Annotated in this window: 11 protein-coding genes; all 11 read left to right on the top strand. The window is 72.4% G+C overall.

What is annotated here, in order from left to right:
* Nucleotides 1-7 precede the first annotated feature (7 nt).
* The 11 genes from OZ948_05465 (at nucleotide 8) to OZ948_05415 (ending at nucleotide 17,368) form a co-directional block, all read left to right on the top strand.
* Nucleotides 8-3,493: a hypothetical protein gene (locus tag OZ948_05465; protein ID MEB2344169.1), complete on the top strand. Its 3,486-nt coding sequence runs from the start codon at nucleotides 8-10 to the stop codon at nucleotides 3,491-3,493.
* Between the two features lie 241 nt (nucleotides 3,494-3,734).
* Complete coding sequence (locus OZ948_05460) at nucleotides 3,735-4,994, top strand: ATP-binding protein (protein ID MEB2344168.1); 1,260 nt, start codon at nucleotides 3,735-3,737, stop codon at nucleotides 4,992-4,994.
* A complete protein-coding gene (locus OZ948_05455) occupies nucleotides 4,991-6,376 on the top strand; it encodes a sigma-54 dependent transcriptional regulator (GenBank protein ID MEB2344167.1) in 1,386 nt (461 codons plus the stop codon). Before OZ948_05460 ends, OZ948_05455 begins: the two co-directional genes overlap by 4 nt.
* A 9-nt stretch (nucleotides 6,377-6,385) precedes the next feature.
* On the top strand, nucleotides 6,386-7,600 hold the full coding sequence (locus OZ948_05450) for a hypothetical protein (protein MEB2344166.1): 1,215 nt from the start codon (nucleotides 6,386-6,388) through the stop codon (nucleotides 7,598-7,600).
* Entirely contained in the window at nucleotides 7,597-8,823 is a 1,227-nt protein-coding gene (locus OZ948_05445) for a hypothetical protein (GenBank protein ID MEB2344165.1), read from the top strand. The genes OZ948_05450 and OZ948_05445 overlap by 4 nt, the downstream gene beginning before the upstream one ends.
* A gap of 44 nt (nucleotides 8,824-8,867) precedes the next feature.
* Nucleotides 8,868-10,439, top strand: coding sequence for a hypothetical protein (locus OZ948_05440; protein ID MEB2344164.1), 1,572 nt, complete (start codon nucleotides 8,868-8,870; stop codon nucleotides 10,437-10,439).
* Nucleotides 10,440-10,473: 34 nt separating this feature from the next.
* Complete coding sequence (locus OZ948_05435) at nucleotides 10,474-11,553, top strand: thioredoxin domain-containing protein (GenBank protein ID MEB2344163.1); 1,080 nt, start codon at nucleotides 10,474-10,476, stop codon at nucleotides 11,551-11,553.
* A 38-nt stretch (nucleotides 11,554-11,591) separates the two neighbouring features.
* A complete protein-coding gene (locus OZ948_05430) occupies nucleotides 11,592-13,739 on the top strand; it encodes a hypothetical protein (GenBank protein ID MEB2344162.1) in 2,148 nt (715 codons plus the stop codon).
* A 353-nt stretch (nucleotides 13,740-14,092) separates the two neighbouring features.
* Nucleotides 14,093-15,223, top strand: coding sequence for a hypothetical protein (locus tag OZ948_05425; protein ID MEB2344161.1), 1,131 nt, complete (start codon nucleotides 14,093-14,095; stop codon nucleotides 15,221-15,223).
* Between the two features lie 66 nt (nucleotides 15,224-15,289).
* Nucleotides 15,290-16,159: a hypothetical protein gene (locus OZ948_05420; GenBank protein ID MEB2344160.1), complete on the top strand. Its 870-nt coding sequence runs from the start codon at nucleotides 15,290-15,292 to the stop codon at nucleotides 16,157-16,159.
* Nucleotides 16,160-16,207: 48 nt separating this feature from the next.
* The gene (locus OZ948_05415; GenBank protein MEB2344159.1) at nucleotides 16,208-17,368 is read left to right on the top strand and encodes a hypothetical protein; all 1,161 of its coding nucleotides are present in this window, start codon (nucleotides 16,208-16,210) and stop codon (nucleotides 17,366-17,368) included.
* Nucleotides 17,369-17,510 lie beyond the last annotated feature (142 nt).

Raw genomic sequence — 17,510 nt, 5'->3', positions numbered from 1 at the left:
CTGCCTCGTGATGCCTCGCGCGCTCGTGCTCGGTGTGGTCCTGGCCGCGGGATGGCTGGCTCCGATCGAGGCGCGCGCCCTGGGCCGTTGCGACGTCGCCCCGGCGGTCGGGGACGGCCGGGTCGACGCGGGCGATGCACTCGTGGTGCTGCGCGCCGCCGTCGGGCTCATCGAGCTCGCGGAGCCGACCCGGGCGGCCGTCGACATGGCACCGATCGAGCGGATCGACGAGCTCTTCGTCCGGCCGCTCGGCGATGGCAGCATCGACGCCGTCGACGCGCTCCTGTGCCTGCGGCTGGCGTTCGGCCTGGTACGGATCCCCCCCAATCTCCGCCTCGCCGTCGAGACGGTCACCCCGGCGCGGCCGGTCGTGGATGCGGAGGCCTCCATCCGCGTCCGGCTCGAGAACGACGGGGATGCACCGAGCGAGCCCGGCGCGCGCATCGTCGTGAGCCGGCTCGCGGCCTCGGGAACCGGGTCGCCCGTGCTCGCTGGCGAGGCGCAGGTCGCGACCTCGTTGGCTCCGGGCGCCGCCGTGACCGTCGACGTCGCGTTCGCGGGCGGATCGGCGGCAGGCCCGGCGCTCCTGCAGGTGCAGGTGCAGCCAACGGGAGTCGATCTCGCGCCGGACGACGATGTCGCCCGACTGCCGATCGTCGTGAACGGTCCACCCGTGTCGGATGCGGGCCCGGACCAGATCCTCCTCGAGGGCACGGGCGCTTCCCTGGCGGGCGCGGGGACGGACCCGAACGACGATCCCCTGCTCTTCCTCTGGGAGCAGACGGCAGGGCCCGAGGTCGCCCTCGCCGGCGGCGGGGCCGTGCCCAGCTTCCAGGCGCCCGACGTGGCGGTGGAGACCGAGCTGGTCTTCGAGCTGCGGGTCCAGGATCCCGACGGGCTCACGAGCGCGACCGATTCGGTCCGCATCCGCATCGAACCGCTCAACGATCCGCCCGTCGTGAGCGGCCTGCGGGTCGAGCCGGCCAGCCCCAGCGAAGGGGTGTTCGTCCGGCTCTCGGGCGTGGTGCAGGATCCGAACCTGGATCCCGTCGTGCTGGCCTGGTCGCAGGAGGCCGGACCGGCGATTTCGCTCCTCGCCGCCGGCGAAGGCGGCGTCGGCTTCACGGTGCCCTCGCTGCAGGCACCCACCGTGTTCCGCTTCGCGCTGGCGGCGCGCGACGACGAAGGGGCGGGTGGATCGGCCACGATCGAGTTCACGGCCCTGCCGATCAACGAGGCGCCCGTCGCCGGTGCGAGCGCTCCCGGCACGGTGCTCGAGGGCCGAACGGTCGTCCTCGACGGGTTGGCGTCGAGCGACCCCGACGGCGACCCGCTGCGCTTCGCCTGGCGGCAGCTCGCCGGACCCTCCGTGACACTCGACGATCCGGCGGGTCCGGTCGCCCGTTTCGTGGCGCCCGAGACGGGCGCTGCGCTGACCCTGCGCTTCGAGCTCCGCGTGACGGATCCCGCGGCATCCGGCGACACCACTGTGGTGGCGGTCCGTGTCGACCCGGATCCAGCGTGGCCGGCAGCGCTGCGGATCACCGTGACGCCGGGAGCCTTCGCGCGCGGAAGCGAGCCGGAGGGCCTCGTCGAGATCGAGGTCCTGCCTCGCGCGCCGGGCGCGGAGATTGCGGACGGCACGCCCGTGGCACTCTCCACCGATCTCGGGATGCTTCGGGCGGTGGCGGGGACGACCCGACTCGGCCGCCTCCGCACGCTCTTCACGCCCGGTCCCGAGCCGGGGGTCGCCACCGTGCGGGCCAGCGTACCCGGCACGAGCGCCGCGACGCAGACCCGGGTCGCAGTGCGGAACGGAGCGGACGAGGTCGGGCGCATCGCGCTCCACGCCGATCCGGCCGTCGTCGCAGCGGGGACACCGACCCCCGTGCGAGTCGTCGCGATCCTCGCCCCGGCGGACGAGCGTGTCGGCCGGATCGCGGACGGGACGCCCGTGTCCTTCGAAGCCGGCGCGGGCGGCTTCCCGGAGGGCTCCGACGCGACGGCCGTGGCGGGGATCGCCGTCGTTCCCTTCGCGGCGCCGCTCGAGCCCGGTCTCGTGGTCCTCACGGCGAGTGCCGGTGGGATGGAAGCGGCGGCCGTGCTCGAGATCGTCGCGGCCGGCAGCGCTGCCGGCCGCGCGAGCCTGCGCGCGGCCGCCCCGGCCGTCGTCGCCGGCGGCCCCGGCGTCCCGGTGCTCGCGCGCTTCGAGCCCCTCGTCGCAGGCATGTCGCTGGCCCCCGGGCCCGTCTCCATCACGGTCACGGGAGGCCTGCTCGACGGCCAGACGCTCGTCGAGCGCGAGCCGACGAGCGCCGCGCCCGATCTGAACCTCGCGCCCTTCGGCGATTTCCCGGGGCCGGGCGATCTCGATCGTGACGGCGACGGCGCCTTCGATGGCGGGGGAGCCCGGGAGGTGGCGACCGTGCTGACCGCAGCGACGCCGGGGGTCGCGCTCGTACGCTTCGGAGCGGCAGCGCTGGCCATCCCCGTCCTCGCGAGCGACGCGGAGCCGGCCCGCGCGGAGCTCGCGACCGGAGTGCTCGCGCTGGTCCCGGGCCTTGCGCCCGCCGGGGTCACCGCGAGGATCAGCGACCCCTCGGGTGATCCCGTCCCGGATGGGGTTCCGGTGTCGGCCCGCGCGAGCGACGGGGCCGTGATCCCCGCAGGTGTCGGCACCATCGGGGGCCTCGCCAGCTTCGCGTGGCAGCCCCCGGGTTCCGTCGACCTGGCCGCCCCCGCGTGGCTCCGGATCCGGGCGGGCGCCGCCGTCACCGATCTCCCGCTTGCGGTGGCGCCCGCGACCGACACGCCGGTGGCGATCGATTTGTCGATCGAACCGCGACTCCTTCCGGTCGCGACCGCCGGCGCCGCACGGCTCGTGGCGACGGTGCGGGAGGCGGACGGAGATGCCGCAGCCGATGGCACCCGCGTCTTCTTCGAAGCGAGCGCGGGCGTTCCGTCCGCGGCGTGGGCGAGCACGCTCGCCGGGCGCGCCGAGGTGGCTCTCGAGGGTCCCCTGCACGGTGGTCCCTTCGACGTCTCCGCGCGGATCGCCGGGAGCGCGTTCGCCAGCCGCGCCGTCGCGACCGCGGCCCGTCCCGGTCAGGTGTCGCTGCTCCTCGCGATCGGCGACGTCGGTCCGATCGGCTCGCTCACGGTCTCGATCGACCTGCCCGAGGGCATGAGCCCGGTCGCCGTTGCCGACGGCGTCGCGATCGAGATCCTTGGCCCCCCGCAGGGTGGTGTCGGAAACGGATTCGCATTCGCGTCCTTCCCCGGAGGATCGGTCCAGATCGCCTTGATCAGCGCGGTCGGATTCCACGGTCCGGGCCGCGTGTTACGGCTTCCGCTCACCCTCGAGCCCGGACTGGTGGCGACCTGTGACGCTTTCTCGGGTCGGATCGTCGCCTCCGGGACCGATCCGATGGCGGTACCGGTCCCCGCGCTGACACTCGCCTGCGATTCCATCGTCGTCGATCCCTCCCCCTGAGCGTTGAAGGCGTCACCGACGGGAGGAGGTTCGAAAGTCCACGCGCTCTCGTCGAACTGTGTTACAAGAGCGGTTCCGATCCTGTTCTCGGAGGGATGAGGAGCGGACCGAAGAGGGGGGTCTGGAACCAAAGAGGGGGCTTCGGGGACCGAGGGGAAGGCTTCGAAGACGGGGCTTCGGGTTGGTCGAGCAGCGGGGCGGGTTCTGAGGGGCGGCGCGAGGACGCCGAGGTCGGACTTCGATGGATGGTTCGCTCGACGCCGCCGGGCACGAGGCGGGAAGACAGCTCGCGGGGCTCGGCGTGCTCGTGCTCCTGGCGACGATCGCGACCGCAACGGCGCGCGGCGCACCGGTGCCGGAGCTCGCCGCTGCCTCCCTCTCGTCGGGGATCGCTGCCGTCGCGATCGGGTGGATCGCTCGCACGCGCTCACACGCCGGGGTGCCGCTCGCGTGTGGCCTCGCGTTCGCCGCCGTGACGGCCGGCCTCGTCTGGCTGGCCGGCCCGCGTCCCGGCCTCCAGCTCGCTGCCTACGCGCCCCTCCTGGTCGTTGCCGCCGGCACGCTCGGCCTGACGACCGCCTTCCTGATCGCCGACGGGCTCGTGCTGGTCTGGGCGCTGCTGGCCGGTCTCGCGGCGGGCGGATGGCTCGGCTTCGAGAGCGAGCTGCCGGTTGCTCCCCAGGCGGTCGTGTTCACGCTCGCGGGCGCTCTGCTGCTCCTGAACGGTGTCGTCGTCGCAGTGGCCTGGGGCTTCGGCTCCCGTGACCCGGTGCGGGTTCGCGAGCTCGAGCGTCTCTCCGCCGATCGCGATCGCCTCGTCGAGCAGTTGACCCAGTGGGAGCCCCTGGCCACCTCGGGGCGCCTGGTCGCGAACGTGGCCCACGAGGTCACCAATCCGCTGCAGGCCATGCACCATCTGGTCCACGTCCTGCTCGAGGACACGCCCGCCCCCGACCCGCGTCGCGAGCAGATCCTGCTGCTGCGTGGCGCCGTCGAGCGCATCGGCCTCTACGTCGAGCAGCTCTCGGACTTCCGCCGGGTCGACGAGGCCCCGGGCCCCTGCGACCTCAACGCGACCGTGGGGGAGGTCCTTCGCTTCCTGGAGCGACAGCTCGAGACGGCGAACGTGAAGCTGTCGTGGGATCTGCAGCCGGCCCTTCCGCCTGCCGCGATCGGCAGCGTCGTGCTCCGCCAGGCGCTCCTCAACGTGATCCTGGGCAGCGTCGAGGCGATGGGGCAGGGGGGCGAGCTGCTGGTGTCGAGTCGGGCCGCGAGCGGACGCATCCACCTGGTGGTGAGGGATAGCGGTGGCAGCGTCGCGGCGGGCCACTCCGCTCGCCCCCAGGAACCCGGCGCCGCGGGAACGCCGGCCGCCGAGCTCGGCCTCGTGCTCGCACGCCGGATGCTGCGGCGTCACGGCGGCGAGGTTGCGACCGCCAGCGCGCCCGGGGCGGGAACCGAGGTGACCCTCGAGATCCCGGCCGCGGAGGCCGCGCCGTGACCCGGGAGAGCTGTCGCGTCCTCGTCGTCGACCACGAGGAGGGGGTTCGCCTCGGGCTGCTCTCCCTCCTGCAGCGTCACGGTGTGGTTCCCGTGTGTGCGGCGACCAGCGAGGAGGCCCTGCGCCTGGCGGCGAGCGACCCCCCGGAGATCGTGCTCGTCGATCCGGATCTCCCCGGAGTCTCCGGGCTCGCCCTGCTCGAGTCGCTCGGGCAGGTGGCGCCGCGCGCGCTCCTCATCGTGACGAGCGGCTACCCGAGCGTGCAGGTGGCCGTCGAGACGATGCGCTGTGGCGCCTTCGACTACCTGGCCAAACCCGTGCGGAGCGAGGACCTGCTGACGGTCCTCGACCGGGCGCTCGCTCGCCTGGGCGAGCGCGACGCCGGCAGCGAGATGGAGCAGGAGGACGGGTTCGCCGGCATCGTCGGCACCGGCAAGGGGATGCAGGCCGTCTTCGAGACGGTGCGGCGCATCGCGTCCGCCGCGGCGACCGTGCTGATCCAGGGCGAGAGCGGCACGGGCAAGGAGCTCGTGGCGCGAGCGATCCATCGCTGTGGCCGGCGCCGGGCGTTCCCCTTCGTCGCGATCCACTGCTCGGCGCTCCCCGGCTCCCTGCTCGAGAGCGAGCTCTTCGGCCACGAGAAGGGATCCTTCACGGGCGCCAGCCGGACCCAGAAGGGCAAGTTCGAGATCGCGGACCGTGGGACCGTGTTGCTCGACGAGGTGGCGACACTCGACGAGCGGACCCAGGTGGATCTGCTGCGGGTCCTGCAGGAGCGCGAGTTCACGCGCATCGGCGGCTCGGAGCTGATCCGGACCCACGCCCGGGTGGTGGCGACCTGCAACGAGGATCTGCGCGAGCTCGTCGACCAGGGCCGCTTTCGCGAGGATCTCTACTACCGCCTCAACGTGGTGCGCATCGATCTGCCGCCGCTGCGCGAGCGGACCGGAGACCTGGAGCCGCTCGTGCGGCGCTTCGTCGACCGCTACGGCCCGGCCAACGACCGCCCGATCGACGACATCGAGCACGAGGCCCTGGCGCGGCTTCGGGCCTGGTCCTGGCCCGGCAACGTCCGCGAGCTCGAGAACGTGGTCGAGCGGGCCGTGGTGATGGGCGCCGGCCCGACCCTGCGGCTCGAGGATCTCCCGGACGAGCTGCGCGTGGTGCCCCCCGAGCCGAGCGCCCCGGCGACCCCTGCGGGCGAGGACGATCTCCGCCTGCAGCCGCGCGTGACGGCCCTCGAGCGCGAGCTGATCACCCGGGCGCTGGCGCTCACCGGGGCCAACCGGACGCGAGCCGCGGAGCGGCTCGGGATCAGCGAGCGCGCACTCCGTTACAAGATCCAGCGCCACGGCCTGTGCGCCGAGCGCGTGTGGCCGTAGGGGGAAAGCGTGCGCGCATGGCTTCGTCACCGTCCCGGATGGGTCCTCTCGACGCTGCTGGTCCTGGCGGGGTGGAGCGCGCCCTCCGCGCGGGCCAGCGAGCTGCGCCTCGAGGCGGTGACCGTCGAGTCGTCGGCGATCGTCGTCGACGTACTCGCGAGTGATCTGCACGACGCCGGAAGCTTCGACCTGATCGTGCGCTTCGATCCGGAGCGGCTCGCCGCGCCGACGCGCGAGCGCGGCGTCCTCGCCCGACACGGGATGGCCCTCGACCACACGGCGGAGCCAGGCTCGTATCGGCTGGCCGTGCTCGTGCCGAGCGGGGTGTCGGGGGAAGGACAGCTCGCGCGGCTTCGCTTCCCCGTCCAGGCGGCATCCGGCTCCGTCGATCTCGAGCTGGAGGCGCGCGTGACCGATCTCACGGGCACCCCGATCGATGTCCAGACCGCCTCTGCGCGGGTGGCGCTCGGGGCGGACCCGGAGGCCGCACCCGAGCCGACCGAGGTCCCGGCGGAGGACGAGCGCGCCGCGGCCCCGCGCGAGGACCCGGAGGGCGAGAAGGCGCCGGAGGCCGACGCGGAGGCATCGGCCTCCGGCGAGGGCGCCCCGCGCTTCGATGCCGATGGGCGACCGCTCGATCCGGAGCGCCGCGCGGAGGACCTCGCCGCACGCGCCGCGGGCCATCGCCTGCAGGTCCAGTTCGAGCCCCGCGCCGTGCTGGCGGACGGACCCTCGCCGCGGATCCGGCTCCGCGTCCGGGCCTGGCGTTCCATCGAGGCGCTGTCGCTCGCGCCCGCCACGCTCCAGGTGGCCGGCGCGGGCGTACGCGTCGAAGGGATCGAGCCCGATGGGAACGGCCTCTCCGTTCGCCTGGTCGTCGAGCGACGCTCCCTGCCGGCGTCGGTCGAGCTCGCGGCCTTCGGGCTGCTCGAGCGCCATCCGCTGCCGGTGTACCCGCGTGTCGACGTCGACCTCGACGGTGACGGCACGCAGGGCGCACGCGATCGCCAGGCCCTGATCGAGCGGCTCGGATTGCGCGCGGGCCGCGAAGGCTACGACGACACCTTCGATCTGGTACGCAACGGCGTGATCGATGCGATCGACCTCGAGGCCTTCCGCGCGAACCTCGTCGAGAGCGAGCGGGTCCGGAGGCTCGAGCAGCTCCGGCAGTCGGCGCAAGAGAAGACGCAGAACCCTGTGGCAGGACGAGCGGAGGCACCATGAGCGGAACCCGGTGGGCGATCCTGGGGGCGGCGACGACGGCGGTCCTGGCCCTGCTGCTCTTCGTCGGCCTGCGGGAGACGGGTCGCAAGGTCGGAGCGCCGCGCCCGGATCTCCGCTTCGCGAGCTTCGTGTCCGCGGACCCGATGTTCCCGGCGCCGGGCGCCTCGGCGCACCTGCTGTTCGTCGTCGCGAATGCCGGGGCCGGCGACTTTCCGGGCGGCGTCGACGTGGTCGCCTATGCCTCCGATCCCCGCGTTGCCGAGCCCGAGGCTCCGATCTTCGCGGGGCGGCTCGAGGATCCGATCGCTGCCGGTGCGACACACACCTCCTCCCTCCCCTGGCAGGCTCCCGAGCAGCCCGGCGAGCTCCAGTGGTACTTCGTGCTCGATCCCGACGACCAGGTCGAGGAGGAGACCCGCGACAACAACGTCATCCTCTCGGCGCTGACCGTCGCGGCGCCCCGGCCGCCGCAACCCGATCTGGCGCTCGGCGAGCTGCGTTTCGATCCGGCCTCGCCCGGCGCCGGGCGCGACTTCCGCGTGGTGGCCTCGGTCGAGAACCGCGGGACGGCCGCGACCACCGGGCCGGTTGCGCTCGACTTCTACGTGAACGACGAGATCGGGCCCCAGCCGCGCCTGCCCGGACAGCATCGGGTGCGCGTGCCGCCCCTGGGCCCGGGCGAACGCTTCGAGGTTCCCATGCGGCTGCTCTTCGACAAGCCGCGCCTGGTCGGCGTGCACGCGCAGGTCGATACGGACGAAGAGACGAACGACCTCGACCGCTCCAACAACGTGACCGGCCCGGCGATCGTGGCGGTCGGCAGCGCCGAGCAGTCGGGTCGTGCGGATCTGGTCATCGAGTCGCTCGAGCTCGATCCCCCGTCGGCGACCCTGGGCGATCGGGCGGTGATCCGCGTGCGGGTCGCCAACCGCGGGACCGCGGACACGGCCGTCCCCTTCTCGGTCGACCTGAGCTTCGGGCCGGACGCGCCGCTGCCGGGTTTCGCGAATACCGCCGAGCCGGAGCGCCGCTCCCTCGATCTGCGCTTCCTGGCCGCGGGCGCGTCGTTCGTGCTGCCCGGCATTCCGCTGTCCTTCAACGTCGGGGGAGGCTGGACGGTGCGGGCCGTGGCCGACCCGTACCACGAGATCGACGAGGGCAGCGACGGAGGAGAGGACAACAACGAGAAGAGCATCGAGGTGCGGGTGGTCCCGCGGCCTTGATCCGCCGCCCGGGCAGGGGCGGGGATGGAGTGCGATTGCACAGGGTGCAGGGACAGGCTGGGCTGTGGTCGGGAGGGCGCGGAGCCGCTCGGCTCCTGGTCGGCCTGTTCCTCGCCGCGGGCCTCGTGGCGCGGGCGCTGGAAGCCGGCGCCGTGGAGCCCTGGGACGTGGCACCCGTGGTGCCGGACGCTGCCCAGCCGCCGCTCGTGTGTCCGGGGGGAGGCAACGGTACGGACGTCGCCGACGCGCTGCTGGTCCTGCGCCGCGCTGTCGGCCTCGTGAGCGGCTTCGCGTGCGATGGCGTCACGATCGGCGACGAGGGTGTGGACGTGGCTCCGCCAGCGGCCTTCGACGCGAGCGCCGATCCGCCGCTGTTCGTGGCCGGTGGCGAGGGCGTCGTCGACGCGAGCGACGCGCTGGTGCTGCTGCGCGCCTCGCTCGGACTCGTGCGCATCACCGCAGCGCCCGATCTCCACTTCGAGGGCGGGCTCTTCGCCGCCGACTTCCCGCTCCTGGCCGGCATCGGCAGCACGCTGCTCGCGCAGGCGGTCTCGCGCAACGCCGCCAGCGGCCCGGCTCTGCTCTGCGCCTACCCGACGGATCCCCTCGCGGTGCCGGCGCCGGCGCCGCTCGCCTGTTCCCCGCTCGAGGGCTTCGCGGCCGGCGAGTCGCGGCAGGTGGGCGTCGACCTGACGGTACCCGCCGACACGGGATTCCGATCCTTCTGGCTGGTGCTCGACGACGGCGACCAGATCCCGGAATCCGACGAGGGCAACAACGTCCTCGCGGGCTCCCTGCTCGTGGCGCCGCCGCCGCCGCCCCAGCCCGATCTCGTCTTCCCGACCTTCGGAGCGATCGGTGTCAGACCTCCGGTCCCCCTCCCCGGCGAGCCGTTCACGCTCGAGGTGACGATCCGGAACCAGGGAACGGCACCCGTCCAGGTGCCCTTCGCGCTCGACGTGTTCTTCGATCCCCCCGTCCCCCCGGAGCCCGGCGCCTGCGCGCCGTTGTTCTCGCAGGTGGAGACGCCGGTGCCGGGTGGCGGCGAAATCGTCGTCTCGCTGCCGACCGGTCTCGGCAGTGGCGTCGCTCCCGGCCCCCACGTGCTCTGGGCCACGGTCGATGGGGGGCTCGAGACCTGCGGGCCGCCCGTGGCGATCGGCGACGTCGCCGAGATCAACGAGTCGAACAACGTGAGCCCACCGCTCCCGCTGTGCATCGGGAGCGGCCCGGCCGAGCCCGGCGATCTCGTCGACCTGCGCGCCGACGCCATCGTCCCGAGCTTTGCCGGCAGCAGCTTCCGCGTGAGCGCGGGGTTCTCGAACGCCGGCACCCGCGACGTGGTGCCCTTCGCCGGCGGCTTCCCCCAGCCGGCCGCCTTCGCCCGGCTCCGGATCTCGGTCTTCGGCGCCCAGCCCCAGGAGCTCTCGTCGGACCTGCCCTGCTTCGTGGTGGGCGCGCAGGGGTTCCTGGAGAGCGACCTCCTGCCGCTGCTCGCGATGCCCGCGCGGATCGAGCTCGATCTCGATCCCGATCACCAGATTCCCGAGCTCGACGACACCAACAACCGACGCTGCATCCAGGTGAACCTGGATCGGTCGATCGACCCCTGCTGAACGAACCCGTCCCATCGTGGAGGAGCCCGTTGCCATGGACCGACCCAACCGTTCCCGAAGCCCCCTCGCGCATTGCCTCGCTCCCGCGTGTCTCGTGGCGATCCTCGCCACCGGCCTGCTCGCCACCGGTTGCCAGCACGGCATCCACGACGGGAAGGGGGACCGGGTCGTGGCGCGCATGGAGGGCTGGCAGCTCACCGAGGCAGAGCTCGAGGAGGAGATGCACAGCGAGCTGTTCAAGGCCGAGATCGATCATGCCAACCAGATGCACGCCGCCAAGGAACGGCGCCTGAGCTTCCTGGTCGACGCGCGTGTGATCACGGAAGAGGCGAAGCGGCAGGGGATCACGCCGACCGAGCTCATGCGCAAGGAGGTCGGCGAGCCCGCCGAGCTCGTGAGCGAGGAGGACCTCCGGGCGCTCTACCAGCAGTACGAGGAACGGATCGGCCGGCCCTTCGACGAGGTCCACGACGAGCTCCGGAAGGTGCGGGTCGGACAGAAGCGCGAGGAGCTGAAGAACGCCTTGCTCGCGCGGCTGCGCAACGAGGCCGGCGTCGAGATCGATCTGCCCCAGCCGGTGCTCCCCGTGGTCGCGGTGGCGGGGGGAGAGCAGGCGCCGGCGCGCGGAGACGCGCAGGCACCGGTGACGATCGTCGAGTTCTCCGACTTCCAGTGCCCCTACTGCCGGAGCATGCGCGAGCCGATGGAGGCGCTGTTCGAGGAGTACCCCGGCAAGCTCCGCCTCGTCTATCGCCACTTCCCGCTGAGCTCCCACGCCGAGGCGATGCCCGCCGCCCAGGCGTCGATGTGCGCCAACGAGCAGGGTCGCTTCTGGCCCTACCACGATCTGCTCTTCGAGCACCAGGACGCGCTGAGCGACGAGAAGCTCCGGGAGCTGGCCGGCGCGGTCGGTCTCGATCTCGCCGCCTTCGAGACCTGCCTGGCCTCGGAGCGGTATCGCGCCCTCGTCGAGGCGGACCTGGCGGCCGGTCGCGACGCTGGCGTGCAGGGCACGCCGGCCTACTTCGTCAACGGCAAGCCGGTGTTCGGTGCGGAGCCGATCGACGTGTTCCGTCGTCTGATCGAGAGCGAGCTCGGAGGGAAGCGGGGCTGAAGGGACCCCGTCGGTGACGGGTCCGTGAGGAAATCGAGATGAAGCGTTTGCTCTCGTGGCTGCTGCTGTCCCTGCTGCTCGGTGGAGTCGCCTCCGTCGCGCGTGCCCAGCCCGGAGACGTGGCACCGGGGACCGCCGCAGGGTCGGCCTGGTGTCCCGCGCAGCGGGACGGACGCGTCACGGTCGCCGATGCGTTGATCGCCCTGCGCCGGGCGCTTTCCCTGGTGAGCTCCATCGGCTGCGGCCTGGGGGACTGGTCGATCGACGTGGCGCCGGGTGTTCCCTTGCCCGCACCCGGCGGCGGTCTCGCGCAGTGGAAGCCGACCCCCGACGGGCTCGTGAACGCCGCCGACGCCCTCGTGCTCCTGCGGGCGGCGGTCGGCCTGATCCGGCTCGAGCCGGCGAACGCGGACTACCGGACCGATCTCGGCACGCTGCCCGCGCAGCCGGCGCTCGGGGACCGCGACGTCTTCCCCGGCGATCCCTTCCCAGACGAGTTTGCCGGCGACGTGGACTGCAACCTGAACGGTGCCTTCGACGGTCCGGCCGAGGTCCGCCTGCGCACGGTCGTCGGTCTCGCGCAGCCCCCCACGGTTCCCTTCGAGGTCTGTCTCTGGATGCGAGAGGACGCCACCGCCTGGGACTTCGATGCGCCGCCCTTCGGCGGCTCCTTCCCGGGACCCGAGGACGTCGACGGAGACGGGGACGGCCTCTTCGCCAACCCGCCGCCCCGTCCCGCGGATGCCTGCTCGGTCGTCTGCCCCGAGGGCTTCTCGGCGCCCGGGATCACCTGCGCGACGACCGAGTCCGCCGGCGGCCATGCGTTGATCGTCGAGGTCGGCCCCGTCTTCGCGACCGAGCCCGTCGAGACGATCCAGGAGTGGTCGGCCGTCGTCGACCCCTTCCACCGCCTCGCCGACGAGACCTTTGCCGACAACGTGCCGGGCCAGGCGCCGGCCCTGTACGTGGCGCAGTGCCCACCGGTCGCCGCGGATCTCGTGCCGCGTCCGAGCGCGGTGCCGATCATCCAGCCGGCCGCCCCTTCGCAGTTCGACCCGATCTCCTTCCATTTCGAGGTCGCGAACGTCGGCGATGCGTCGGCCGTCGCCAGCTTCTGGAGCGACGTCTTCATCGACTACGCGGGCGTCTTCCCGCCCGTCCCCGGCCCCTTCGGGCCCTTTCCGCCGACCAGCCGCTCCTGTGCCGAGGTCGTGATTCCGCCCGGCGAGCGCTTCGACCCCGGCGAGTCCGTGGCCCTCGCGTTCTCGCAGTTCGTTGCGGAGGGTGGCGACTGCGTGGCGGGTGGAGGGCCGCTCCTGCTGCCGCCGGGACTGCACGACTTCCGGGCGCTCGTGGACAGCACCGGCAGTCAGCCCGGCAACCCGCCCGGCACCGGCGGCGCGATCCACGAGCTCGACGAGGGCAACAACCTCTTCCCGCAGGGCGCCAGCACCGCGGAGGGACGGTTCTGCGTCGGCAGCGGCCGCGGCCTCGGGAGCCCCGATCTCGCCATCACGCGCGTACGGTTCTTCGAGCCCGGGAGCTCCGAGGAAGCGTGCCATCGCGAGGTGGGGGACGTGGTCGACGTCCAGGTCGAGTTCCAGAACCTCGCCGATCTGGCCGGGGCCAAGGACCTCGGCATCTCGAAGGGCTTCGAGAACTTCCGCTATGCGCTCGCGGCGCCTTCGACCGCGCTCGACGGCTTCGAGTTCGACTGCGTGCCGGTCGGAGCCCTCCAGGCTCCGCTACGGGGGCGCGTGACGCAGAACCTCGGCGCATCGACCCTGCAGCTCTCCCTCGCTCCGACCCCCGCGCTGCCACCCCTGCCGGCGGCCCCGCCGGACCTGAGCCCCGGCAACAACGCGGTCACGGTCCCGATGCTCAACGCGCCCCCCGTGGTCTCCGCGGGCCCGGATCGGGCCGGAGCCGTGAATGTGAACCTGGCGATCGACGCGAGCGCCTCCGATCCGAACGACGTGCCGGCGGGCAGCCAACCCCTCGCGATCCTCTGGAGCGTCACGAGCCAGCCGGCGGGCAGCAAGCCCCTTCTCGGCAACCCGACCGTCCTCGACACCACGTTCCGGGCGGACCTTCCGGGGCGCTACACGCTCCGGCTCGAGGCGCGCGACTGCGGTGCTTCGGGCTTCGTCGCGGCCGACACCATGAACGTGGACCTGGCGCCGTGACGGGAGGCGAGCGCACGCGCCAGCGGCTGCTTCGACGATTCGTTCCGAGCGGCCGGCACGAATCGTCGGACGCGCCGGCTCGAAGCAGGGGCGCGCCTGGCTCCGAGGTGGCCGCCGCAGCCCGTAACTCCCTGGATTCGCAGAGCTGCTCACTCGAAGGGGAATCCACTCGGATGCCTGGCGAAACCGGCACGGGCTTTGCGAAGGAACTCCTCCGTCCGCCCGACGCGCCACGGTGGTGCCGCGTTCGAGGCCGGGCGCCGGAGGAAGCTCGAGCGCGGCGAGGGTCCGCGCAGCGGGGGCCTCCGGGTGGCAAGGTCGCTGCGGCGGCGATTGGATGGAGGTAGATCGTGATGAGGACGCATTTCGCATCCCTGCTGGCGGTGGCGCTCGGCGTCACGCTCGGCGCGGGGACGGCGTTGGCGGGCAAGACGGTCCTCGAAGAGGAGTTCGTGGGTGCCGTCGAGAATCGCAACAAGGTGGGCTTCGACGTAGGCGAATCGCCCTTCGAAGAGGGGATCAACGGGGTCGTGGCGCGGATCGCGAACTCGGCCAACTCGATCGCCGAGGGTCCGCCCCCGGGCCGCTCCGACTCGAGCGCTTGCGATCCCTCGGCCACCAACGCGGCCAACGACCCCAAGTGCTTCGAGGACTTCGCCGGGGATCCCGTGAACCGCATCCAGTTCGACCCGAGGCGTTGCCTCCAGGACGAGGTCCCGGAGCTGCTCCAGGACGGCGGGACCGATGCGATCCGGGTGGGCTGCACGGGTGCCGGCGGCACCGACTTCTACAAGACCGGGAGCCAGGTGAAGGAGGCGTTCAAGACGGCTGGCGCGCTCCTGGTGCCCGGCGCGAGCTCGGTGAACGGCTTCCCCGTGTACCAGAACGTCCCGACCGACATCGTCACCGGCCAGCGCGGCTTTGCGGCCGACTACCAGTGGACGATGGGGCTCGAGCGGCCGGTGGTGTCGGACATCCAGGTCCAGATCTGCCTCGACGTGCGCCGGCCGCAGGAAGAGGACGACGCGCTGGGCCAGGACGCCACGATCGCGCTGCGCGAGTTCTGGGACCATCACGGCCCGGAGCATCCGGTGCTGATCCGCGTGGTCCATCATCGCGGCAACCTCCAGCTCCCGGCTCCCCAGGGCAACGGCCCGTCGCGCTGCCCTTGCGAGGACCGCTCGCTGGTGGACATCCTGAATCCGACCCTGCAGCACGTCCATCATCCGGTGTATCCGGAGGACCAGCTCCCCGATCCGGGCTTCGTCGAGGTTTCGGAGGAGATCCTCGACGAGAGCGTGGCCTTCATCGGCAAGGACTGCATCGTGAAGACGGTCAAGAACGACGGCTTCATCGCCGCTCGTGACTTCATCACCGTACAGCTCAAGATTCCGTCGACGACGCGACATCGCGTCCGTGCGTCGCAGGACTCTGCGGCCCTCGGCTACATCGGGACGCCCCTTCCGGGCGAGACCGGCCTCTGATCGGCGGGTGCAGCGATGAAGCGGCACGAGTTCCAGAGGATCGCACTCAGCAAGGAGAAGAGAATCATGAAGCGCGCAACGACGTTCCTCGCGGCGCTGGCGGCGATGGCCCTGCTGCCCGCCCAGGCTTTCGCGGGGGCGATGGTGAAGGAACACGAATGCGTCGGCCGCGACACCGTGCTCGACAAGCGCGGTGACGACGGCGGCTGCACGCCGATCGGATCCCCGATCGCGCCTCCGGGCGGGCCGGGAAACAAGTACGGCACGGAGGATGTGGACGAGTTCGCGGGCGAAAGCTTCTCCCGCAGCGGCATGCTCGAGGTCATCCCGGTGCCTTCCGGGAACTACCAGTCGATCCCGACGATCAAGGAGCCGGGGTTCCGCCAGGCGGGCTTCCCGGCGAGCGCCGAGTGGCGAATCGGGATCAAGAGCAGCTCCATCCTCTCGAACCTGGAGGTCACCTGCTCGGTCTGCGCTCAGCGCCCGCAGAGCATGGGTCCGGGGCAGACCTACATTCCGTACGAGAACGGGTACGAGCAGGACTACTTCGAGGGAGACAGCGAGCTGCTCGCCAAGCTGAACAAGGCCCAGGAGCCCTGGCGCCTCTCGGTGCGGCATACCTGCAGCAGCGGCAACCCGACCTGCAGCGGAACCCAGCCTCTCAAGGTCCGCACCATTCCCGGGCTGCTCCAGTACACCTCGGCCCGGGGGGAGCCCTCGTCCTACGTCGAGTGGCTGGGCTGCAAGCCCAAAGTCGTGGTGGTGGAGAACGATGGCACGTTCTTCCGCGGCGACCTGCTGAACGTCACGATCGACGTTCCGGCGACCGCCGACCTCCACGCCAACCTGGACGTGACGTCCTGCGAGGTCTCCTACATCCGTGGCTGCCTTCCCGGGGAAGGTGCCTTCAAGGACATCTGCCTGGGTGAGCCCTGAAAGGCGAGACACCATCGCCTCGATGGGCAGGAGCAGGAGACGAGAGCCATGTACAGGATGGTGAAGGGGGCGCTGTGCAGGCCGGTACGGCACCTGCGCCCGGCGTCCCCTTCCCTCCGGGCTCTCCGGCCCATCTGGACAGCGCGCTCGACGCCGCGAACCGGATGGGCCGTCCTCCTTTCCTGGCTCCTCGTATCCCCTGCCGCCCGGGGCGGCCAGGCGGAGCCCCACATCGACTTCCTCGACGGAGAACAGGGCCTGGCGCTGCCGGCGGGCGCCGCGGAGCAGCTCGCGGAGCCCGGCGCGCTCGACCGCCTCCTCGGCCGCTCCTTCGGCCGCATCGAGGTGTTCCGCGGCGACGACCTGCTGCGGGTGGTTGCCGTCGCTCGCAGCGAGGGCTCCGCGTCCGAGCTCGGCGCGATCCGCGCGAGCCTGGCGGCAGCCCGCGGGCCTGCGAGCGAACCGCCGGCCACGGCAGAGCCGGCGCCGGCGATGAGCCTCGCGGACGCGGTCGCGCTGGCGAAGGACGCCGGGGCCTCCCCGGACGAGCGGCAACGCGCCGTCGCAGCGCTCGCCGCCTCCGGAGCGACCGCCGCCGTCGACGCGCTTCGTGGCCTGGCGGCCGCGGAGTCGGGAACCGACCTGGGACGGATGGCCGTCCTGGGTCTCGGTCGATTCGCGGGAACGGAGGCGGAGGCAGCGGCGGCGGAGGCCCTGGGCGAGATCTCCCGATCCGATCAGGTCGCCCCCGTCGACCTGTTCCGCGCGCGCGCGGCCTACGACATGACCCCGCTGATCGCGGACTTCCAGGCGACGGACGACACGCGGGTCCGCTACCGGAAGCTCCAGGCCGCGGCGAACAGCACGGACTGGCAGGGCCTCACCGATTTCTACCTCGCGGCGCTCCAGGACCCCTCGAGCGACATCGTCCGGACGGCCGCGATGGACATGGGCCGCCTCGCCGACGGCCTCGACCCCGGCCGCGTCGTATCGGCGCTCGAGTGGGTCGCCGCGAACCACCGCAGCAGGAGCGCACGGGAGGGCGCCGCCATCGGGCTGCGCTACGCGAGGACCGGAGGGCCGGCCCTCGATCCGGGACCGAATTTCGACCCGGCTCTACACGGCGGAGCACCGCCCTCGAACGGAGGCGGGCGTGGACCGCGCGCGCCTGCGAGTGGGCAGGTGGTCGTGTTCGGTGAGAACGATTGAGCGGATCCTGCCGCCGCCGCTGGCGTCGTGGCAGGGCCGTGGGCGAGGTCGAGGGCGAGCTGAGGCTCGCAGTGGATGCAGCGCGGAGGATCCGGAGCGGATGCGAGGCGTGATACGGACAACTGGAAGCGGGTCGGCTCCA

The sequence above is a fragment of the Deltaproteobacteria bacterium genome, from assembly GCA_035063765.1.
In the GTDB taxonomy this organism is placed as follows: domain Bacteria; phylum Myxococcota_A; class UBA9160; order UBA9160; family PR03; genus CAADGG01.
Note: the sequence above shows the minus strand (reverse complement) of the source record. Positions and strands in the feature narration are given on the sequence as shown.